Here is a 21,349-nt window from a genome sequence, read left to right on the forward strand (position 1 = left end):
GTCGTGGGCTACATGGGCGAAGCGGTGAGCCGGTCCTCGTCGACAGATCTCTTCCGCGCTGCTCAAGGTTGACACAAAATCATGAGGAAATCCTCAGGTTTGCTCGGACGTCCGAGTGCTACCAGCGAGTACGCCACTGGAAGCGGCTTTACTTTTTGTTTACCCGACCCGCCGGTAACCCGTATCCACGCTGGCGAGAGCATCGCCCGGTATCGAAAAACATGAGGAAACCCTCGCATTTTTCGTTATCTTTTCGTGATGTGATGTCGAGCACAGTTTGTCATCCGCAGAGCTTGTCGGTGACGCCCTCTACCGTGGGCGATCGAACCACTCCTCGGGAGAGTGGTCGACGAACTCCGGGGGGAATTCATGTATTCATCGGTTACAGATATCTGCACCCAAGACGAACTGAACGCACTGCTGACGCATATCGAATCTGTTGCGTCACAATCACGTTCGCCGCACTGGACGCCCGGGTGGCGCGGCGAGAGCGAGGTCGCGCTACTGGATGCGATCTTCTCTGCTCGCGCACCCTACGGCGGACCCAGCAGCGGGGTCCGCGCAGTGCTCGCGCGATGGCGATCGCATCGTGGCGACAACCGACTCGATGATTTGACAACGCTCGCCGAACTGAATGCAGATCCTGACGTACTCGTCGAGATTCTGTCCAACCGTCAGTTCGTTCCGGGCAACAGCCGAACCAAGGCAGCAGCTGCAGCCGTGGCAGCACAGACGCTCGTGTCGGTGGGACTGAGCCGATCGAGCGACTTCGAGCAGCACACCGAGCAACAATTCGAGGCGTTCTGCGCGATTCCCGGTCTCGGCGAGACCACCTGGGAATGCATGCTCATGCATCTCGGGGTGCGGACCGACACAGCGGCCGCACATCTGAACTCCTTCGTCGCCGACGCACTCGAACCCCTCCATCAGAACCTCGCCGCCGGAATCGCCGAAGACCGCTCCCCCGTCATTCTCACCGCGGCAGCGAACGCACTCGGCACCGACCTCGCCTCACTCGAGCATGCCGTGTGGCGATACCAGCACAAGTTGCGCAGGCCCAAGCGGCGTCACTCCGGGGCAGCGCTCCGGTCGGTGGGCTGAGTGCGCGACATCAGCGCCTCCACACCGTCGAGAATGCACTCCAACCCGAACCGGTAGGCGTGCACGGGGTCGCTGGCGGCGTCGTACGACGTCGCCGCGGCCGTCCCGACCCGAGACGACACCGGAAAGCGATCACGGTCCATCACCCGTTCGAGGATCGGAGCCGTGGCCGACCACCACTGGGCATCGGTCAGGCCCGACTGCTCCTTCACACGCCTCACGCCTGCAAGGGCTCGCGCGGTACCGGAGACGTGGGTCAGAACCAACGTGAGAACGGAATCGATCTCGACGTCGTCCAGGCCGATGCCGACCAGGGCGCGCAACTCTGCCTCGTACTTGTCGTTGGTGTGCGGACCGAGCACAGGGCGTGCCCCCTCTGCTTCGAGTAGCCACGAATGCCGTTGGTACAGAGACCAATTGCGCTCGGCGACGAACCGCAGAGCAGGACGCCAGCCGCCGGCGACGGAGGACGGCTCGTCGACGTCCGAATAGAGGCCCGCGAGTGCTCGATCGATCATCAGATCGGCCAACTCTTCCCGGCCCGGCACGTGCGTGTAGAGCGACATCGCACCGACACCGAGATGCTCTGCCACGTTCCGCATCGATACCGAGGCCAGACCGCTCGCATCGGCCAGTTCGATCGCGGCGTCGACGATCGCATCCACGCTCAGTCCGGTTCGACTCGGCTTGGCATCGACTCGCCACAGCAACTCGAGGATGCGCGCTGGGTCGAACGAGTTCTCCTTCTTCACCACCCGGCGAGCCTAATCGGAGGTCGACCTGGCTCGAAGAACCGCGTCGCGCGCACCGGAGCATCGGTTGTAGACTTCACCGGCACGCGCGAGTGGCGGAATTGGCAGACGCGCTGGATTTAGGTTCCAGTGTCTCAGGACGTGGGGGTTCAAGTCCCCCCTCGCGCACCACGGTCGTTCGACCCGGCTTTTCTCGAGACTTCTGCAGGTTCCGACGTGTGAAGGCGGCTCGAATGTCCAGAAACCCCGACAACGACGCGATCTTCGCCGAGATTTCAGACGAGAGGCGTTCTCTCGCAAGAACTCTCGAGGCTCTCACCCCCGAACAATGGGACACCCCATCGCTGTGCGAGGCCTGGACGGTGCGCGACGTCGCCGCCCATCTGGTGGTCCCGTTGATCATCCCGCTCAGGCAGTTCGGCCTTGCCATGGCACGTACCCGAGGCAACTTCGACCGGGCCAATCAGCTGATGACCCAGCGTGTGAGGCGCAAGCACGGCGACGAATTACCCGCGCTCCTGACAGCTCACGCCGACAAGAAATTCACCCCGCCTGGCCACGGTCCGCTGGCCCCCTTGTCCGACGTCATCGTGCACGGACTCGACGTGTGCAGGCCGCTGGGAATCGAGCACCACGTTCCCGACCACCGCATGATCACGATGCTCGATTTCCTGGTGCCCGCGAGCGGTGCCGCACCGTTCAAGGGCCCCGAACTTCGACTGCGGTGGCGAGCAACCGATCTGGAGTGGAGCCGCGGCGAAGGACCCCTCATCGAGGGATCCGCCGGCACCCTGGCGTTGGTGCTGACGGGGCGCAGCAGCGCTCTCGCCGACGTCACCGGCCCCGGTGCCGAGCAACTCGCCCGAGCACGGGCGAACCGTCGTCGCGCATGAGTCGCACCCGAGTCGTCCATGGTGAGAATCACCGCCGGGCCGCAGCACGCGACTACCTCCAGTAGTAGTACCTCCGGTACCGTCGAGGGATGACGTCATCCCGCCCGAACCGTCGGCCAGCACTGATCGCGCTGGTCATCGTGTCCGCGGCGGTGTGCCTGGGCCTCGGCTGGTGGCAATGGGAACGCTTCGAGGCAGTCGGTGGCAACGGCCAGAACCTCGGCTACGCGTTCCAATGGCCCCTGTTCGCTGTGTTCGTGGTCTACGCCTACCGCAAGTTCGTCCGCCTCGAGGACGAGGACCCCGAGGAGGCGGCGGCGGCTCGGCCCGACGGGCCCACCGAGGTGCCGCTCGACCTGCTCCCCCAGCGGGGCGCCCCGGCAACCGACGCTGCGGACCTCGACGATCCCGAGGCCAGGCAACTACTCGAGTACAACAACTACCTCGCGGAGCTGAACGAATCCCGCGGGACCGACAGGAGCACCACGTGAGTTCGGCACCGGACAAGACACAGCCGTCCACCGACAAGAATCGGAAGATCGCGTCCGCGCTGCTGCGTTACCGCGTTCTGGCCTACGCCACTGGCATCTGGCTGCTCGTTCTCGTGACCGAGATGGTCGCGAAGTACATCTTCGAGGTCGAGAACGTGCCCAATTGGATTGCCGTCGTGCACGGTTGGGTCTACCTCGTGTACCTCGTGCTCACGGTGGATCTCGCCATCAAGGTTCGGTGGCCTGCCGCCCGCACGATCGGCACACTGCTCGCCGGGACCATTCCGTTCCTGTCCTTCTACGTCGAGCACAAGCGCACCGAGCAGGTCAAAGCCGACTTCGCCGTCTGACGTCAGCAGCCGATCGGCTGCGCGATCGCCGGATCCAATGCGTTCTGCACCAGCCGCTGAGCCAGCGGATCGTACGAGATTCCCGTGTGCTCGACGGCATTGGACGGACACACGTCCTGCAGCACCACGTTCGTGTTTCCCGCTCCGCTGAGCAGGGAGGCCGTGTACGGAACGACGACCTGGTCGTATCGGGTGACGATCGTGGTGTAGTCGATTCCCGAGACGGTGTCGCTCCCCTCGTTCAGTCGCTCGAGCACGTCGTCCTGCACCGGCGGACCTGCCGTCGGGTAGTTCGGCGGAGACAACGCCACGATCCGCGCCACGGTGCGGTCGCCACCGAGGAAGCGGGCGTAGTAGCGCGGAACCGTGCCGCCCTTCGAGTGGCCCACGATCGACACCTTCTGCGCGCCCGTCGCCGCGAGCACGGAATCGACGAACGTCGACAGTTCCGCAGCACTCTCGGGGATGGGTTCGAGCGCACCGAGGGCCTGAACCGGTCCGGTCTTGCCGTAGTCGATCGCGAACACGCAGTATCCGGCAGCGGCCAGCTTCGGCGACAGGGATGCCCAGTTGGCATAGGAGTTCTCCAGGAATCCGTGCACCAGCACCACCGGCTCGGGATGCTGCGCGCTCGGAACGCACGAGAAGTCGTTCGAGCCGGCAGGCGTCACTCCCGGGTGCGCGATCGAGTAGGCGAAAGCCTCGACGAAGGAGCCTGACACAGGTGCCGCCGAGGCAGGCGTACCCGCCAGGCACACCGCGGCGGCGGCGAGCACCACCGCAGTACGCCTCAGAATCACGCGCGCATCCACGAGCTACGTCCCTGCCAGTTCTTCGAGCGCCGGAATCAGCGTGCGTAGCGCGCGACCCCGATGCGAGGCGGCGTCCTTCTCCTCGGGACTCAGCTGTGCTGCGCTGCGGCCGTCCCCCTCGGGCACGAAGATGGGGTCGTAGCCGAAGCCGTTCTCCCCCTGCGGCTCTCGGGCAACCGCACCGCGCCACTCGCCGCGGACCACGGTCTCGGTGCCGCCGGGAATCACGAGGGCACACGCCGAGACGAAGGCGGCTCCGCGGCGCTCGTCGGGGGTGTCGCTCAGCTGCGCCAGAACCAACGCGGTATTGGCCTCGTCCTGCCCGTGTGTACCGGACCAGCGTGCCGACAGCACTCCGGGCATCGCGTTCAGGGCATCGATTTCGATACCGGAATCGTCTGCCACACAGGGCAATCCGGTGGCCGCCGCGCCGTCGCGCGCCTTGGCCAACGCATTGTCCTCGAAGGTCGCTCCGGTCTCGGGAGCCTCCGGGAACGGCGGCACCTCGTCGAGGCCGACCAGTTCGATTCCGACCACTCCGGCGGCATCGAGCACCCGCCGGAGTTCGCGCAGCTTCTTCGCGTTCCGGCTTGCTACCAGAAGCTTGGTATCAGGCACCGAACTTCTTCTTCGATTCCGCGGCCGCGGGCTCGGGCAGATCGCCGGGGTACGGCAACGCCAGAGCTTCCCTCTGCACGTCGAACAACTTCTCGATACCGACGAATGCCGAATCGAGCAGTTTGTCGAGGGTGGTGCGTGGGAACGTCGCGCCCTCTCCGGTTCCCTGGATTTCCACCAGCGTGCCGGTGTCGGTGGCGACGACGTTCATGTCGACCTCGGCGCGTGAGTCTTCTTCGTAGGGCAGATCGAGACGCACTCGACCGTCGACGACGCCGACGCTGACCGCGGCGATCATGCACGAGATGGGCTGCGGATCGGCCAGTCGTCCTGCTGCACGCAAGTAGGTGACCGCATCGTTGAGCGCCACGAACGCCCCGGTGACAGCTGCGGTTCGGGTACCACCGTCGGCCTGCAGCACGTCGCAGTCGAGTGCGATGGTGTTCTCACCGATGGCGGCGAGGTCGATGCAGGCACGCAGCGAACGTCCTACCAAGCGGGAGATTTCCTGCGTTCGTCCGCCGACCTTGCCCTTGACGGATTCGCGACCGTTGCGGGTGTGCGTCGCGGCCGGGAGCATCGCGTACTCCGCGGTGAGCCAACCGAGGCCGGATCCCTTCCGCCAGCGCGGGACGCCCTCCTCGACGCTGGCCGTGCACATCACCCTGGTGTTGCCGAACTCGACCAGCACCGACCCTGCCGGGTGACTGGTGAATCCGCGGGTGATCTTGATGTTGCGGAGCTCGTCGTCCGCTCTGCCGTCTTCTCGTCTGGACACGACTCGAAGCCTAGCGCGTCCTCAGACGGTGAATACGTCCCCCGGAAGAACGGCATGAACCGGTCCGCTGAACTCCGCCTTGGCCTCGGCGATGACGTCCTCGCGGGACGTCCAGGGCGGAATGTGGGTGAGCAGCAACTCCCCGACTCCGGCCTCGCGAGCGATTCGGCCGGCCTCGGTTCCGGACAGGTGCACGCCCTCCGGCCGCTCGGGACTGTCGGTCCACGATGCCTCGCACAGGAACACATCGGCCCCGTGCGCCAGATCTCGCACCGCCTGACACATTCCCGTGTCGCCGCTGTACGCGAACGTGCGGCCCGCGCCCGTGGTGACTCGCATGCCGTACGACTCCGGCGGGTGAAACACCTGCCGAGTCAGAATCGACAGCTTGCCGAATTCGACGGTGCGCCCGTCCACCCAGCGACGCAGATCGATCGTGTCGGACATGTCGTCGATCTGGCCACCGCACTCGGCCGAGGCCACTCCGAGCCGGAACGCTGTGTCCTTCGGTCCGTAGACGATCGCGCGCCCCTCCGGCGGAGTGGGATGGTAGCGACGCCACACCAGCAGACCCGGAACGTCGAGGCAATGATCGGCGTGTAGATGCGAGAGCAGAACGCTCACATCGCCCGGGTCGGCGTAGCGCTGCAACGCCCCGAGAACGCCCGGACCGAAGTCGAGGACGACCGGAGAGGTCTCCTCTTCTTCCAGCAAGTAGCCCGACGCGGGCGAATCGGGTCCGGACACACTGCCCGAACATCCCAGGACGGTAATTCGCATGAAAGCCATGCTGCCACGCCGAGTGCGTCACTCGAAACGTTCGGGCAGTATTCACAGCGCGAGTCGGCGAAATTCACCGCCGACGACAGATGTGTCTGCAGTTACCTCGTGACTACGAAGTGGGCCGATCGAGCGATTTCGCGCGCGCTCGCTCGGCTCTGGCGTCGGCCGAGAGCAGTCGAGCTGCAACCACTCCGCCCACCGCGCCGAACAGATGCCCCTGCCACGAGACGTTCGGTTCGCTAGGGAGCACACCCCATAGAGCGCTGCCGTACAGCACGAACACCACGACGCCGATCGCGAGTTGCCCGAGCTTGCGGGTGAAGAACCCTCGAACCAGTAGGTACGCGATGAAGCCGAAGATCAGAATCGACGCGCCGATGGTGTTCGTGTAGGAACCGGCGATGAGCCAGGTGCCGAATCCGCCGACCACCCAGATGATCCCGGTGGCGGCCAAACCGCGCGCAAGTCCGGACAGCAACACCAGAAATCCGAGCACGACGATGGGCACGGTGTTCGCGATCAGATGCTGCCAGTCGTCGTGCAACACGGGCGCGAACAGAATGCCCCACAACCCCTCGATCGAGCGCGGCTCGATGCCATTGCGTTCGAGTCTCGATCCGCTGGCCACATCGATGAACTCGATGACCCACAGCAGCACGGTGAAAGCTCCCACCAGCATGGCGGCTTGCATCCAGACCGGCCGCTCACGCTGCGCTGGACGGTTACTGATCTCGCTCATGATCGCCTCCGGATTCGGTACCTCCACGGTACCGGGCAGAGGTATCGAGTGAGCTGCGCTCAGGCTCCCGATCCGCCGAACGCGGACGTGAAGATCTGGCGGTACGTGGGGATGCCCGCCACCGATGTGGCGTCGAGCAGAGCTCGGACGATTGCTTTCTCGACGACGATCGCTGCGGCCTCGGTGACCGCGGCCAGTACCGGGAGTTCCGCCGAGAACGCCGCGGGCACCATGGACTCTGCGGTGACGGGTCTGGTGCCGGTGGACACGGCGAAGATCGTGTCGCCGTCGAGTGGCGAGTGTGCCGGTCGAATGGCCCGTGCCAGACCGTCGTGACCGGCAACGGCAATCCGCTTGCACGACGCCGACGACAACGCGGCATCGGTGGCGACGACCCCGATCGTGGTGTTCAGGGCAGTGCCCTTGGGTTCGAGGGCCAGCGCGGCCCACAGCTGGTTCACGTCGGGCGTGCGCATGCCGAACGACGCAGGCCCGAGCGTGCCGACACCCCACAGCAGACCGGTGCGTGGGTCGAACACTGCGCCGACCGGATTGGCGACCATCAGCGCAGCGACGGTCACCCCGTCGGCAGGGCCGCCCTCGATCACCGTGCTGGCGGTACCGACACCACCCTTGAGCACGCCGGCGCGGGCACCGACACCCGCACCGACCGATCCCGTCGCGAATTCGGTCGCCGCCGCTGCCGCGGCAAGATAGCCGAACTCCGCCGTCGGACGCGCTGCCCAGTCGCCGACCGGAAGGTCGAAGATCACCGCGGCCGGCACTATCGGAACGACGTGGTCGGGACTGCCCATCGGAATGCCCTGGCCGTGTTCTTCCAGCCACCGCATGACACCGTCGGCGGCCGCGAGCCCGTAGGCGCTCCCCGCGGTCAGCAGGATCGCGTTGACGTGCTGGACGGAATGGCTCGGATCGAGCAGGTCGGTCTCGCGTGTTCCCGGCCCGCCGCCGCGGACGTCGACGGCGGCCGTCGCACCTCCGAGGGCGCGCACCACGGTGCACCCGGTGGCCGAACCGGATCCCATCGTGGCGTCGTCGAGTTCGTGATGATGACCGACCAGCAGACCTGCGACGTCGGTCAAACTGTCCCGTGGTCCGGGCATCTGGAAGGCAGCGGTCACGCGGGCGTCCTAGGGAGTGAGGACCTGTACGAGTGAATCCTGCATCCAGGTCAGCCAGTGGTAGACATCGAGATGTGGAGCACGAGGATCACCCTCGTCGAGGACGTCGGGTGTGTCCGCATTGATCCCCAGCGTCGTGCCGAGCGCCAGCCTCACGTCGTTGAGTCCGGTCAACCATGCGTCCGCTTGCTCCTGGGTCAGCACGATCTTGCCACCGGATTCGGGCAGCGTGGCCAGGATCATCGATCCCGCGGCCATCTTCTCGTCGATGATCTCGGGTTCGTGAAGTCCGCGCAGCGCACCGTTGAGGTCGGCCGGATCTTCTTCGTCGCGGCCCGGGTCGGCGCGATGGAAGTCCGGCAGCAACCGCGCCAGCGCGGCATCCTCGGGCGGACTGTTGTGGCCCGTACGCAGACCGGTCAGCGCGGCGAGCTCGTCGGTGGGGGCGGCGGCGGAGCGGTCGCGCAGCAATCCGAGAACGGAGCCGACGAGCGACCGGAGCACGGCGGCCTCACGAGCATCGATCTCGGATTTGATCTTGACCCCGGACAACGAATTACGTCTCGTCCACGTGCGCACTGTTACTGATGTCCTTATCTGACGAAGAGGGGGCGAGCTACTACTTGTCCTGCTGCATGGTGGCCCACAGACCCGCCGCATGCAGCCGTCGAACATCGTTCTCCATCGCGTCGCGCTCACCACTGGACACGACGGCCTTGCCCTCCGAGTGCACCTGCATCATCAGCTCGGTGGCCTTGGCCTTGCTGTAGCCGAACAGCTTCTGGAACACGTAGGTCACGTAGTGCATCAGGTTGACCGGGTCGTCCCACACGATGGTGACCCAGGGGGTGTCGTGCGATTCGTCCGCTGCAACGGCCTCGGACTGCGCCGGAACCGCCTGCGGTGACGCGGCGACCACCTCACCTGCCGAGAAGCCGTCCACGGGCAGAAGCGTTCCATCCACCGTCAACCAAGGCATGGCAACAGGGTACGGCGTGTCGGGCCAGCCTCCCACGCTCGCCCCTTCGCTCGTAGTGTGGGCGAGGTGAGCAACGACGCGACCACGGATCACGCGAATTCCAGCGACGGTGCCAGCACCGCGCTGCTGACCGATCAGTACGAGTACACGATGCTGTCCGCGGCTCTGGCCAGCGGCTACGCCGATCGCATCTGCAGCTTCGAGGTGTTCGCGCGACGCCTACCTGGTGGCCGGCGATACGGAGTTCTCGCGGGCACCGGACGCATTCTCGACGCCATCACGCGGTTCCGGTTCGGCCCGGACGAGCTGCGGATCGTCGCCGAATTCCTCGACGCCGACACCGTCGAATGGCTGCGCAACTACCGGTTCACGGGCGACATCGACGGCTATCGCGAGGGCGAGCTGTATTTTCCCGGCTCTCCCGTCCTGACCGTCCGCGGCACCTTCGCCGAGTGCGTCGTCCTCGAAACGCTCGTGCTCTCCATCCTCAATCACGACAGTGCGATCGCCTCCGCGGCTGCGCGGATGGTGGCGTCAGCCAAGTCCCGTCCGATCATCGAGATGGGATCGCGGCGCACCCACGAGGAGGCCGCCGTCACTGCCTCGCGGGCGGCATATCTCGCCGGATTCACCGCGACATCCAACCTCGAAGCCGTCCGACGCCACGGCGTCCCTGGCGCTGGTACATCGGCGCACGCCTTCACGCTGCTGCACACCACCGCCGACGGCCCGGACGAACGGTCCGCTTTCGCGGCTCAGGTGCGCGCGCTCGGCGTGGGCACCACCCTGCTCGTCGACACCTACGACATCACCCAGGGCGTCGCCAACGCCATCGAGGTGGCCGGGCCCGAACTCGGCGGTGTGCGCATCGACTCCGGCGACCTCGGCGTACTCGCGCGCCAGGTTCGCGACCAACTGGACGCACTGGGTGCGCCGAGGACCAGGATCGTCGTCTCCGGCGACCTCGACGAGTACGCCATCGCCGCACTGCGGGCCGAGCCGGTCGACTCCTACGGCGTCGGCACGTCACTGGTCACCGGTTCCGGTGCTCCGACGGCGGGCATGGTCTACAAGCTGGTCACCGTCGACGGCATCCCCGTCGCCAAGCGGAGCAGCCACAAGGAATCGCGTGGGGGTACCAAGGCTGCTGTGCGGACGGCGCGGAGCACAGGCACCGCGATCGAGGAGATCGTGCATCCTTTCGACGCTCCCCCGACCGTCGAGAGCGATCTGACGGTGGAGACGTTGACCACCCCGTTGGTCCGCGGCGGAGAACGGGTCGCCGATCTTCCGACCCTCACCGACGGCCGTGACCTGCTGGCCCGACGGCTGGTCAGCCTCCCGTGGGAGGGCCTGAAACTGTCCCAGGGCGAGCCGGCGATCCCCACCCGCTTCGTCGAGGGGTAACTGCAGTGTCGATACCGAACCGGGTGGGCGATCGGCAGTAGTCTGCTTCGGTGCCGTCGAAGACCGAGTTGCCAACCGTTCCCGCTCTACTGCAGGTCGCGGTGCACTCGCTCGGCGGCAAGGAACGCAGCAATCAGCTGACGATGGCCTCGGCGGTAGCGCACTCGATCGATACCGGGGAGCATCTCGCGGTGCAGGCGGGCACCGGCACCGGCAAGTCCCTCGCCTACCTGGTGCCGAGCATTCGGCACGCGGTGGAATCCGGCAAGACCGTCATCGTCTCGACGGCCACCATCGCGCTGCAGCGACAGCTGGTCGACCGCGATCTACCCCGCCTGTCCGACGCCCTGACCGAGGCAGTCGGCCGTCGCCCGAAGTTCGCAATCCTCAAGGGCCGCAACAACTATCTGTGCATGAACAAGATCCATACCGGCGCTGCGCAGGAGGCACCGGACGCGGAACTGTTCGACCCGTTCGCCGTCTCCCGCATGGGACGAGAGGTGGTCCGGCTGACGAAGTGGTCGTCCGAGACCGAGACCGGTGACCGTGACGACGTGGTGCCAGGGGTCAGCGATCAAGCCTGGCGTCAGGTCAGCGTCACCGCGCGGGAATGCCTGGGCAAATCACGTTGCCCGGTCGGCGAGGACTGCTTCGCCGAGCGCGCCCGCACCGAGGCCGCCCAGGTCGACGTGGTCGTGACCAACCATGCCCTGCTGGCGATCGACGCGATCACCGGCATCCAGATCCTGCCCGAGCACGACGTCGTGGTCGTCGACGAGGCCCACGAACTGGTCGACCGGGTGACCGGGGTGGCCACCGAGGAACTGTCGGCCGCAACCGTCACCGCCGCGGCGCGTCGTAGCGCCAAACTCATCGAAGAAGAGACGGTCGACCAGCTCGAGGGAGCTGCCGAGAACTGGGCCGCAATTCTGGACGAGTTACCCCCGAGCCGCTGGCAGTCCCTCCCCGACGGCGTCGGCCCCGCACTCGCCTCCATCCGCGACGCCGCCTGGGCGGTGCGGACCGCGATCGGCCCCAACAAGCAGGGCATGGCGGCCAGCGATCCCGAGGCTGCCGCGGCCCGCAGCGCCGCACTCGTCGCGGTCGACGAGGTGCACGACAGCGCTGTCCGTGTTCTCACGGCGTTCGACGAACCCGATCCGGCCAAACGCAAGGACGTCGTCTGGCATGCCGTCGACGATTTCCGCGGCAACGTCAAACGCACCGTCCGCATCGCTCCGCTGTCGGTGGGCGGACTGCTGCGAGCGCGCTTGTTCGCCGAGTCCACCGTGGTGCTCACCTCCGCGACCTTGACCGTCGGTGGATCGTTCGACGGGTTGGCCGTCAACTGGGGGCTGCCGGCAGAGAAGCCGTCGCGCAGTGACACCGCGATGGCGTCCGGCGTCGAACCGCCGTCCGACACCGGGTCGATCAGGTGGAATTCGCTCGACGTCGGCTCGCCGTTCGACCACGCGCGGGCCGGGATCATGTACATCGCCAAGCATCTGTCGCCGCCCGGACGTGACGGCCTGTCGAAGTCATCCCTCGACGAGATCGAGTCCCTGGTCAGCGCCGCAGGCGGCCGCACACTCGGACTCTTCTCGTCGATGCGCGCCGCCAAGGCCGCCGCCGAGGAGATGCGCGAACGCCTCGACACACCGATCCTGTGCCAGGGCGACGACTCCACCGGCGCACTGGTGCAGAAGTTCGCCGACGACGAGGCCACCTCCCTGTTCGGGACGCTGTCGCTGTGGCAGGGCGTCGACGTCCCTGGCCCGTCGCTGAGTTTGGTCATCCTGGACCGTATTCCGTTTCCGAGGCCCGACGATCCACTGCTGGTGGCCCGGCAGCAGGCCGTCGAATCCCGCGGCGGTAACGGCTTTCTCGCGGTCGCCGCCAACCACGCGGCCCTGCTGCTGGCGCAGGGTGTCGGCCGACTGCTCCGTAGCGTCGACGACAAAGGTGTTGTGGCCGTTCTCGATTCGCGGCTCGCCACCGCCCGCTACGGCGGGTACCTGCGTGCCTCGCTGCCGCCGTTCTGGGAGACCTCGGACCCGGAGGTGGTCCGCAAGGCGCTCACCCGCCTGGCCGGAAAGTAGCTGCCCTTACGGCGTCGCCACCAACCCGAGTTCGGCATCCGAGGCGAGACCGTGGTGATGAGGTAGCACGCGCACCGTGTACCCCACCGCACCGCTGTGCGGCAGCGACGTCTGCCCGGCATAGATGTGCTCACCGCCCTCGGTTCCCACGTGCGCCATGGCCGTCGTCCTGATGTCGGTGAGGTTCTCCTCGTCATCGGCCCGGCCCACCACTGCCTGCACCACGACGTCCGACGCGTCCAGTCCACCGAGATCGACGTTGGCGCGCAGCGAGAGCTCCGCACCGATCACCGGGGTGTCCGGCAGGCCGTCACTGTCGACGCGGGTGACTTTCACTGCGCCCCAAGCCTGTTCGACGCGGCGGCGGTACGACGCGACGTCCGTGGCACCGCGATGATCCTCGGCCGAGGCTGCACGGGCGGATTCGGCAGCAGGCGCGTAGTAGCCCAGTGTGTAGTCCTGAACCATCCTCGAGGCCAACACTTTCGGGCCCAGCTGTTCGAGGGTGTGCCGCACCATTTCGATCCAGCGACTCGGCACCCCGTCGTCCCCGCGGTCGTAGAACTTGGGTAGCACAGCCTGTTCGAGCAGTTCGTACAGCGCGGCGGCTTCGAGATCGTCGCGGCGGTTGTCGTCGGTGACGCCGTCCGCAGTGGGAATGGCCCAGCCGTTCTCCCCGTCGTACATCTCGTCCCACCACCCGTCGCGAATCGACAGGTTCAGACCGCCGTTGAGTGCGGACTTCATGCCCGAGGTGCCGCACGCTTCGAGCGGTCGCAGCGGATTGTTCAGCCACACATCGCATCCCCAATACAGGAAGCGCGCCATGGACATGTCGTAATCGGGCAGGAACACGATGCGGTGCCGTACGTCGGCTTGATCGGCAAACTTGACGATCTGCTGGATGAGCGCCTTTCCACCGTCGTCTGCGGGGTGCGACTTGCCCGCGACAACCAACTGGACCGGGCGAACCGGGTCGAGCAACATGGCGCGCAGCCGCTCGGGTTCGCGGAGCATCAAGGTCAGGCGCTTGTACGTCGGCACGCGCCGAGCGAACCCGACGGTCAGCACGTTCGGATCGAAAACATTCGCGGTCCAGCTGATCTCGGCCTGAGTGGAGCCGCGTTCGAGTGCCGAGCGCCGCACCCGACGCCGCACCTCGTCCACCAATTGCGCACGCAGAGCGTTACGTGTCGACCACACGCGCTCCGAGGACAGCTCCCCCTCCTGTGCCCACTCCCGGGCAGACCACGTCGGCGCGTGCACCCCGTTGGTCACCGACCCGATCGGCACCTCGGAGGCGTCGAAGCCCTGCCACAGGTCGTTGAACATCTCACGGCTGACGATGCCGTGAAGTTTCGAGACTCCGTTGGCGCGTTGCCCCAGACGCAATCCCATGTGCGCCATGTTGAACACCGAGGCGTCGCTCTCGCCGCCGAGGGCGAGAATTCGGTCCATCGGCAACCCCGGCAGCAGCGCCGAGTCCGGCCCTCCGTCCGTACTACCGAAGTAGTGCCGCACCAGATCCGCCGGAAACCGGTCGATTCCGGCGGGGACCGGGGTGTGGGTGGTGAAGACAGTTCCGGCTCGCACCGCGGCCAGCGCCGCGTCGAAGTCCAGCGCGCCCGAGGTGACGAGTTCGCGAATGCGTTCGACGCCGAGGAAACCGGCGTGGCCCTCGTTCATGTGGAACACCTCCGGGTCGGGCAATCCGTGTGCACGCGTGTATGCCCGGATCGCACGAACTCCGCCGATACCGGCGAGTATCTCCTGCTTGATGCGGTGATCCTGGTCGCCGCCGTACAACCGGTCGGTGACCCCGCGCAGCTCCGGGTCGTTGTCGGCGATGTCGGAATCGAGCAACAGCAGCGGGACGCGTCCCACCTGGGCGATCCACACGCGCGCCCGCAGGACCCTCGATCCCGGCATCGACACGTGGATCAACACCGGAGAATCGCTGTCGTCGGTGAGCAACCGCAGCGGGAGACCGTGTGGATCGAGGGACGGATAGCGCTCGGCCTGCCAGCCGTCGGCCGTCAGGGACTGGCGGAAGTATCCCGAGCGGTAGAGCAACCCGACGCCGATCAACGGCAGACCTAGATCGGAGGCGGCTTTGAGGTGGTCACCGGCCAGGATTCCGAGGCCGCCGGAGTAGTTGGGCAACACCTCGGTGACGCCGAACTCCATCGAGAAGTACCCGATACCCGACGGCAGAGCCCGACCCTCGGACAGCTCGTTCTGGTACCAGAGCGGACGGGCGAGGTAGTCGTGCAGATCCGCCTCGGCGGCATCCAGCCCGGCCAGAAAGCGATCGTCGACCGCGAGTTCCTCGAGTCGCGCAGGTGCGACGGCTCCCAGTACGGCCACCGGATCGCGCTCGAGTTCGGTCCACAACAGTGGATCGATGTGCTCGAACAGATCCTGCGTCGACGAGTGCCACGACCACCTGAGGTTTGTCGACAGCTCGGCGAGGGCATTCAAGCGGGCGGGAAGATGGGCTCGGACGGTGAATCGGCGCAAAGCTTTCACAGAGTCGAACCCTACCCACGGACACCGGTGTCGATGGGTGTCTTACGTGAAATCTGCTCTGCTGCGTAGGGCGCGGAAAGTATGCGTCGGCGCACGCGCCATCTCCGCTGCTGCACTACGGTTGACGAGTAGAAGCACACCAATATCGGTTCGACAAGAGGTTGCGCCCGCGCAGCCATACCTCTAGCGAAGAATGGAGTGTGAAGTGACAGGTCGACTTGGTATCGACAATGTCCTTCCAGATACGACGACCGGGAAATACCCCGCGAAAGCGGTGGTGGGCGAGACCTTTCCGGTCTCCGCCGACGTCTGGCGCGAGGGTCACGACGCGGTGGCCGCCACACTGTCGGTGCGGGGACCGGGAGGCAAACTCGAACGCATCCCGATGACACCGGGCCGCGAACCCGACACGTTCGACGCGGTGTTCGTCCCCTCTCGGCCGGGTTACTGGATCTGTCGCATCGAAGCATGGAGCGACCCGATCAGCACCTGGCGCCATGCGGTCGAAGCCAAGCTCGGAGTGGGCCAGAGTGCACACGAACTCGCGAACGACCTGGAGATCGGTGCACGGCTGTTCCTGCGCGCTGCCACCGGAGTTCCTGCCGAGAGCAGGCAACTGCTGGCCGACGTCGCCGCCGCGCTGCGCGACACCGACCGCCCGCTCCCGGCCCGCGTGTCCTCGGCGTTCGCGTCGTCGGTCGCCGACCTGTTGTTCGCGCACCCCCTGCGCGAGCTGGTGACCCGCTCGCGTGCCGTCAACATCTGGGTCGATCGCAATCTCGCTCTCAACGGTGCCTGGTACGAGTTCTTCCCACGGTCGACCGGGGGGTGGAACGAGGACGGATCACCGCGGCACGGCACGTTCGCGACGTCGATAGAGCAGTTACCTCGCGTCGCGCGCATGGGATTCGACATCGTCTACCTGCCGCCGATCCACCCGATCGGCACCATCAACCGCAAGGGCCCGAACAACACGTTGACCCCGGGCCCCGAGGACGTCGGGTCACCGTGGGCCATCGGATCGAAGGACGGCGGACACGACGCCATCCATCCCGAGCTGGGCACCGAGGACGATTTCCGCGCCTTCGTCGCAGCCGCACAGGAGCACGACCTGGAGGTTGCACTCGACCTCGCCCTCCAGGCCGCTCCCGACCACCCCTGGGCTGCAACGCATTCCGAGTGGTTCACGGTGCTGCCGGACGGCACTATCGCGTACGCCGAGAACCCCCCGAAGAAGTACCAGGACATCTACCCGGTCAACTTCGACAACGACCGCCGTGGCATCTACGAAGAAGTGCTTCGCGTGGTCCGATACTGGATCTCGCTGGGTGTCAAGGTCTTCCGAGTCGACAACCCGCACACCAAGCCGCCGGACTTCTGGGAATGGCTCATCGCCGAGGTCAAGAAGACCGACCCGGATGTATTGTTCCTCGCCGAGGCCTTCACCCGTCCGGTACGGATGTACGGCTTGGCGCAGCGCGGCTTCACCCAGTCGTACACGTACTTCACCTGGCGTACTGCGAAATGGGAGCTGACCGAGTTCGCCGAAGAGCATGCACGACGCGCCGACGACGCACGTCCGAACCTGTTCGTCAACACCCCGGACATCCTGCACGAGAGCCTGCAGCACGGCGGGCCCGGAATGTTCGCTCTCCGAGCAGCTCTCGCAGCAACGATGGCTCCGACCTGGGGCGTCTACTCCGGCTACGAGCTGTTCGAGCACCAGGCCGTGCGCGAAGGCAGCGAGGAATACCTGGACTCGGAGAAGTACCAGTTGCGTCCACGCGACTTCGAGGGTGCACTCGCCCGCGGCGAGTCGCTCGAGCCCTGGATCACCACGCTGAACGCGATCAGGCGTGCACATCCGGCGCTGCAGCAGCTACGCAACATCCACTTCCACAGCATCGACAACGAGGCGTTGATCGGTTACTCCAAGTTCGACCCGCAGACCGGTGACTCGATCCTGGTGGTGATCAACCTCAATCCCTTCGGAGCCGAGGAAGGCACCATCCACCTGGACATGCCGGCTCTGGGCCACGACTGGCAGGACACCCTCACGATCAAGGACGAAGTGAGCGGCGTCCACTACGACTGGGGCCACACCAATTTCGTCCGGCTCGAGCCCTGGACGTCGGTGGCGCACATCTTCACGCTCCCCCACATCCCCTACCCGGCACGAATCGAACTGGCCTACCGCGGCAACCGAAAGTGAAGGGATTCAACGTGACCGAGAATCCGACGACGCCCGAAGACACCGTCGCAGCCCCGTCCGACAACGATCTCGAACTCATCGCCGCGGGGCGGCACTACAACCCGCATTCCGTACTCGGCGCTCACCCGATGCCGGGCGGCACGGCGATTCGAGCGCTCAAACCCGACGCCGAGAAGGTCGTCGCCCGCATCGGTGGCGTCGACCACGAATTGACCCACGTCGCGCACGGGCTCTTCTCGGTGCTGTTGCCGTTCGAGGACCTGATCGACTATCGGCTCGTGGTGACCTGGCCCGGTGGGCACGTCTCCGAGTCCGCCGACGGGTATCGGTTCCTGCCCACTCTCGGCGAACTCGATCTCCACCTGTTCGGCGAGGGCAGGCACGAACGGCTCTGGGACATCCTCGGCGCACATCAGCAGTCCTACGCGACACCGGACGGCCCCGTCACCGGCACGTCGTTCGCGGTATGGGCTCCCGCTGCCCAGGGCGTCACGCTCGTCGGCGACTTCGACGGCTGGACCGGGCGCAGCTGGCCGATGCGAGCACTCGGCTCGACCGGCGTGTGGGAAGTCTTCGCTCCCGACATCGCGCCGGGCGCGTTGTACAAGTTCCGCGTCCACGGCTCCGACGGCTCGGTCAAGGACAAGGCCGATCCGATGGCCTTTGCTACCGAGATCCCCCCGTCGACGGCCTCGGTCGTCACCGCATCCTCGTACACCTGGAACGACGACGCCTGGCTCGATACCAGGGCCGGCATCGAGCCGACGCAGGCTCCGATGAGCGTCTACGAGATCCACCTGGCGTCCTGGCGACCGGGCCTCGGGTACCGCGAGCTCGCCGAGCAACTGGCCGAGTACATCACCGAGACCGGCTTCACCCACGTGGAGCTGCTCCCGGTCGCCGAGCATCCGTTCGGCGGCTCCTGGGGCTACCAGGTCACGTCGTACTACGCACCGACTTCGCGGTTCGGCAGCCCCGACGATTTCCGCTACTTCGTCGACCACCTGCACAGCGCCGGAATCGGCGTGATCGTCGACTGGGTTCCCGCGCACTTCCCCAAGGACGAATGGGCCCTGGCCCGGTTCGACGGTGGCCCGCTCTACGAGCACGGCGACCCGCAGCGCGGCGAGCAACTCGACTGGGGCACACTCGTTTTCGATTTCGGACGACGCGAGGTTCGCAACTTCCTGGTCGCGAACGCGCTGTACTGGATCGACGAGTTCCACATCGACGGGCTGCGGGTCGACGCGGTGGCGTCGATGCTGTACCTGGACTACTCCCGTCCCGAGGGCGGCTGGTCGCCGAACATCTACGGGGGCCGTGAAAACCTCGAGGCCGTCACCTTCCTGCAGGAGATGAACGCAACGGTGCACAAGAAGCACCGCGGTGTCGTCACTGTGGCGGAGGAGTCGACGGCATGGCCCGGCGTCACCCGCCCGACGAATGTCGGCGGACTCGGGTTCAACATGAAGTGGAACATGGGTTGGATGCACGACACCCTTGGCTTCCTCGGGCGTGATCCCATCCACCGCAGCTACCACCACCACGAGGTCACGTTCTCGCTCGTCTACGCGTGGAGCGAGAACTATCTGCTTCCCATCAGCCACGACGAGGTGGTGCACGGCAAGGGCACGCTGTGGACTCGGATGCCCGGCGACGACTACGCCAAGGCGGCCGGTCTGCGCGGCATGCTCGCCTACATGTGGGCGCACCCCGGTAAGCAACTGCTGTTCATGGGACAGGAGTTCGGACAGACTCGTGAGTGGTCCGAGGAGCGCGGTCTGGACTGGTACCAGATCGACGAGGAGCCACTGCACAACGGCGTCAAAACCCTTGTGTCCGATCTCAACTCGACCTACCGGTCACATCCGGCACTGTGGACACTCGACACCTCCCCCAGCGGGTACTCGTGGATCGACGCCAACGACACCGAGAACAACGTGCTGAGCTTTCTGCGGTACGGGTCCGACGGTTCGGTCATCGCGTGTATTTTCAACTTCTCCGGGACCGAGCACGGCAGCTATCGTGTGGGACTACCGGAACCAGGCCGTTGGATCGAGATTCTCAACACCGATGCAACGGAATACGGCGGCTCCGGTGTGGGCAACCTGGGTGAAGTGACGGCAACATCGCACTCGTGGCACGGTCGACCGGCGTCAGGCCAGGTCGCCCTACCTGCCAACGGGGCGATCTGGATCAAACTGGAGCAGTAGATGAGTGGCGGCCGCACACCCCGACTTCTGGCCGCGGCCGCCACCGCAGGGCTGCTCGTGCTGACCGCCTGCGCGCAGACCGTCAGCGGAAACGCCGTATCGATCTACGAGAATCCGTTCAGCGTCGCCGGACTTCCCGTCACCAGCGGCCCGAGCGGACCGCGTCCCGGTGTCCCCGATTCGACCATCACAGTCGAGAACGCCGAGGGCACCGACTCCGACATCCTCGCCACGAACGCGGTCGACGACATCCAACGATTCTGGGAACAGCAGTATCCGAACCTGTTCAAGGGTTCGTTCACCCCGGTGTCCGAGATCGTCTCGTGGGACGCGTCCGAGGACGAGGGATCGGGCGTCCGATTCTGCGGAGACCGCACCGGCGGTATTCCCAACGCCGCGTACTGCACCCGCGACGACTCGATCGGCTGGGATCGCACCATTCTGCTGCCGGCTCTGGTCGATGCCTTCGGGCCGATGTCGGTGGTGATGGTGATCGCCCACGAGTACGGCCATGCCATTCAGCACCAGTCGGGTCTCGTCGGCGACGACACCCCGACCATCGTTGCCGAACAACAGGCCGACTGTTTCGCCGGTGCGTTCATCCGCCACGTCGCCGAAGACGATGCGCCGCATTTCACCATCAACACCTCCGACGGGCTCAACGGCGTTCTCGCAGCAACCGTTGCCGTGCGCGACGTCGATCCCAACGATCCCGAATCGGTGCACGGTTCGGCCTTCGAGCGCGTCACCGCAGTGCAGATCGGGTTCACCGACGGCGCGGCAGCCTGCATCGGCATCGACGAGGCCGAGATAGATTCGCGTCGAGCATCGTTGCCGCAGAAGTTCAGTGACGCGGACGACTCCGGTGAGCTACCGGTCACCGAGGACACCCTCGGGTTGTTCACTCGGTCCTTCGAAGCGGTGCTGCCCGTGGCCGATCCGCCGACCGTCGACTACTCCGGGTCGGACACCGGGTGTTCCGACGCCGAGGCGACCGCGCCGGTGTCGTACTGCCCGTCGACCAATACCATCGGTGTCGACGTCGAGGACCTGGCCGAAATCGGACAACCCGAGACCCCACAACGCGGAGATATCCTGCCGCTCAACGTCTCCGGCGACTACAGCGCCTACGTGCTCTTCGCCTCGCGCTACACGCTCGCGGTGCAGAAGGAAGCAGGCCAGCGGCTCGACGACCCACAGACCGCCTTACGATCGGCGTGTTTGTCCGGCGTCATCACCTCGGCGATGAGCGCCGAGAACGGTGACACCGGCCTCGACATAGTGCTGTCCCCCGGCGACCTCGACGAAGCCGTATCGGGACTGCTCAGCGACGGCCTCGCCGCCAGCGACATCAACGGTACGACGCTGCCGTCCGGCTTCTCTCGGGTCGATGCGTTCCGTTCGGGAGTTCTCGGCGGCAAGGAACGGTGCGACGCGCGCTACAACTGACG

At 66.0% G+C, this 21,349-nt stretch carries 19 protein-coding genes and 1 tRNA gene; 10 read left to right on the top strand and 10 right to left on the bottom strand.

Features of this window, described 5'->3' with window-relative positions; all coding sequences use genetic code 11:
- Positions 1–369: 369 nt before the first annotated feature.
- Complete coding sequence (locus tag MTX34_RS13780) at positions 370–1,101, top strand: hypothetical protein (RefSeq protein WP_243594171.1); 732 nt, start codon at positions 370–372, stop codon at positions 1,099–1,101.
- Here MTX34_RS13780 and MTX34_RS13785 read toward each other — a convergent pair.
- Positions 1,068–1,856 carry a TetR/AcrR family transcriptional regulator gene (locus MTX34_RS13785; protein ID WP_243594172.1) on the bottom strand — a complete coding sequence of 263 codons (789 nt, stop codon included), beginning with the start codon at positions 1,854–1,856 and terminating at the stop codon, positions 1,068–1,070. The two genes, MTX34_RS13780 and MTX34_RS13785, sit on opposite strands and share 34 nt — an antisense overlap.
- A gap of 83 nt (positions 1,857–1,939) precedes the next feature.
- Between MTX34_RS13785 and MTX34_RS13790 the strand changes: the two genes are divergently transcribed.
- The 4 genes from MTX34_RS13790 (at position 1,940) to MTX34_RS13805 (ending at position 3,587) form a co-directional block, all read left to right on the top strand.
- A tRNA-Leu gene (locus tag MTX34_RS13790) sits at positions 1,940–2,024 on the top strand.
- A 62-nt stretch (positions 2,025–2,086) separates the two neighbouring features.
- The gene (locus MTX34_RS13795; protein ID WP_243594173.1) at positions 2,087–2,746 is read left to right on the top strand and encodes a maleylpyruvate isomerase family mycothiol-dependent enzyme; all 660 of its coding nucleotides are present in this window, start codon (positions 2,087–2,089) and stop codon (positions 2,744–2,746) included.
- 89 nt (positions 2,747–2,835) lie between these two features.
- Positions 2,836–3,237 carry a transcriptional regulator gene (locus MTX34_RS13800; protein ID WP_243594174.1) on the top strand — a complete coding sequence of 134 codons (402 nt, stop codon included), beginning with the start codon at positions 2,836–2,838 and terminating at the stop codon, positions 3,235–3,237.
- Positions 3,234–3,587: a DUF3817 domain-containing protein gene (locus tag MTX34_RS13805; RefSeq protein ID WP_243594175.1), complete on the top strand. Its 354-nt coding sequence runs from the start codon at positions 3,234–3,236 to the stop codon at positions 3,585–3,587. Before MTX34_RS13800 ends, MTX34_RS13805 begins: the two co-directional genes overlap by 4 nt.
- A gap of 2 nt (positions 3,588–3,589) precedes the next feature.
- On the opposite strand, the gene MTX34_RS13810 is transcribed toward MTX34_RS13805, so the two are convergent.
- The 8 genes from MTX34_RS13810 to clpS all read right to left on the bottom strand — a co-directional run bounded on the left by MTX34_RS13810 (position 3,590) and on the right by clpS (position 9,438).
- Positions 3,590–4,387: a triacylglycerol lipase gene (locus MTX34_RS13810; RefSeq protein WP_243594176.1), complete on the bottom strand. Its 798-nt coding sequence runs from the start codon at positions 4,385–4,387 to the stop codon at positions 3,590–3,592.
- A gap of 15 nt (positions 4,388–4,402) precedes the next feature.
- On the bottom strand, positions 4,403–5,017 hold the full coding sequence (rdgB, locus tag MTX34_RS13815; RefSeq protein ID WP_243594177.1) for an RdgB/HAM1 family non-canonical purine NTP pyrophosphatase: 615 nt from the start codon (positions 5,015–5,017) through the stop codon (positions 4,403–4,405).
- The gene (rph, locus tag MTX34_RS13820) at positions 5,010–5,795 is read right to left on the bottom strand and encodes a ribonuclease PH (RefSeq protein WP_243594178.1); all 786 of its coding nucleotides are present in this window, start codon (positions 5,793–5,795) and stop codon (positions 5,010–5,012) included. Before rph ends, rdgB begins: the two co-directional genes overlap by 8 nt.
- A 21-nt stretch (positions 5,796–5,816) precedes the next feature.
- Positions 5,817–6,575 carry a cyclic nucleotide-degrading phosphodiesterase gene (locus MTX34_RS13825; protein WP_243594179.1) on the bottom strand — a complete coding sequence of 253 codons (759 nt, stop codon included), beginning with the start codon at positions 6,573–6,575 and terminating at the stop codon, positions 5,817–5,819.
- A 112-nt stretch (positions 6,576–6,687) separates the two neighbouring features.
- Positions 6,688–7,317 carry a rhomboid family intramembrane serine protease gene (locus MTX34_RS13830; protein WP_243609747.1) on the bottom strand — a complete coding sequence of 210 codons (630 nt, stop codon included), beginning with the start codon at positions 7,315–7,317 and terminating at the stop codon, positions 6,688–6,690.
- A 59-nt stretch (positions 7,318–7,376) separates the two neighbouring features.
- Positions 7,377–8,441 carry a P1 family peptidase gene (locus tag MTX34_RS13835; RefSeq protein WP_243609762.1) on the bottom strand — a complete coding sequence of 355 codons (1,065 nt, stop codon included), beginning with the start codon at positions 8,439–8,441 and terminating at the stop codon, positions 7,377–7,379.
- A 27-nt stretch (positions 8,442–8,468) separates the two neighbouring features.
- Positions 8,469–9,038 carry a DUF2017 domain-containing protein gene (locus MTX34_RS13840; RefSeq protein WP_243594182.1) on the bottom strand — a complete coding sequence of 190 codons (570 nt, stop codon included), beginning with the start codon at positions 9,036–9,038 and terminating at the stop codon, positions 8,469–8,471.
- 40 nt (positions 9,039–9,078) lie between these two features.
- Positions 9,079–9,438 (bottom strand): ATP-dependent Clp protease adapter ClpS, encoded by a 360-nt coding sequence (clpS, locus tag MTX34_RS13845; protein WP_243594183.1) that lies wholly within the window; start codon positions 9,436–9,438, stop codon positions 9,079–9,081.
- Positions 9,439–9,495: 57 nt separating this feature from the next.
- Here clpS and MTX34_RS13850 point away from each other — a divergent pair, with 57 nt between their 5' ends.
- Both MTX34_RS13850 and MTX34_RS13855 read left to right on the top strand, forming a co-directional pair.
- On the top strand, positions 9,496–10,845 hold the full coding sequence (locus MTX34_RS13850; protein WP_243609748.1) for a nicotinate phosphoribosyltransferase: 1,350 nt from the start codon (positions 9,496–9,498) through the stop codon (positions 10,843–10,845).
- A gap of 50 nt (positions 10,846–10,895) precedes the next feature.
- Entirely contained in the window at positions 10,896–12,944 is a 2,049-nt protein-coding gene (locus tag MTX34_RS13855) for an ATP-dependent DNA helicase (protein WP_243609749.1), read from the top strand.
- Between the two features lie 6 nt (positions 12,945–12,950).
- Here the strand turns inward: MTX34_RS13855 and glgP are convergent, their stop codons facing one another.
- Complete coding sequence (gene glgP / locus MTX34_RS13860) at positions 12,951–15,473, bottom strand: alpha-glucan family phosphorylase (RefSeq protein WP_243609750.1); 2,523 nt, start codon at positions 15,471–15,473, stop codon at positions 12,951–12,953.
- A gap of 205 nt (positions 15,474–15,678) precedes the next feature.
- On the opposite strand from glgP, the gene MTX34_RS13865 reads away from it, so the two are divergent.
- Genes MTX34_RS13865 through MTX34_RS13875 form a run of 3 tightly spaced genes read left to right on the top strand, consistent with a single transcriptional unit; the run spans position 15,679 to position 21,347 of the window.
- Positions 15,679–17,685: an alpha-1,4-glucan--maltose-1-phosphate maltosyltransferase gene (locus tag MTX34_RS13865; protein WP_243594187.1), complete on the top strand. Its 2,007-nt coding sequence runs from the start codon at positions 15,679–15,681 to the stop codon at positions 17,683–17,685.
- An 11-nt stretch (positions 17,686–17,696) separates the two neighbouring features.
- Positions 17,697–19,898, top strand: coding sequence for a 1,4-alpha-glucan branching protein GlgB (gene glgB / locus MTX34_RS13870; protein WP_243594188.1), 2,202 nt, complete (start codon positions 17,697–17,699; stop codon positions 19,896–19,898).
- Complete coding sequence (locus MTX34_RS13875; RefSeq protein ID WP_243609751.1) at positions 19,899–21,347, top strand: metallopeptidase; 1,449 nt, start codon at positions 19,899–19,901, stop codon at positions 21,345–21,347.
- Positions 21,348–21,349 lie beyond the last annotated feature (2 nt).

The sequence above is a fragment of the Rhodococcus sp. ARC_M5 genome (assembly GCF_022810405.1).
GTDB classification, from domain to species: domain Bacteria; phylum Actinomycetota; class Actinomycetes; order Mycobacteriales; family Mycobacteriaceae; genus Rhodococcoides; species Rhodococcoides navarretei.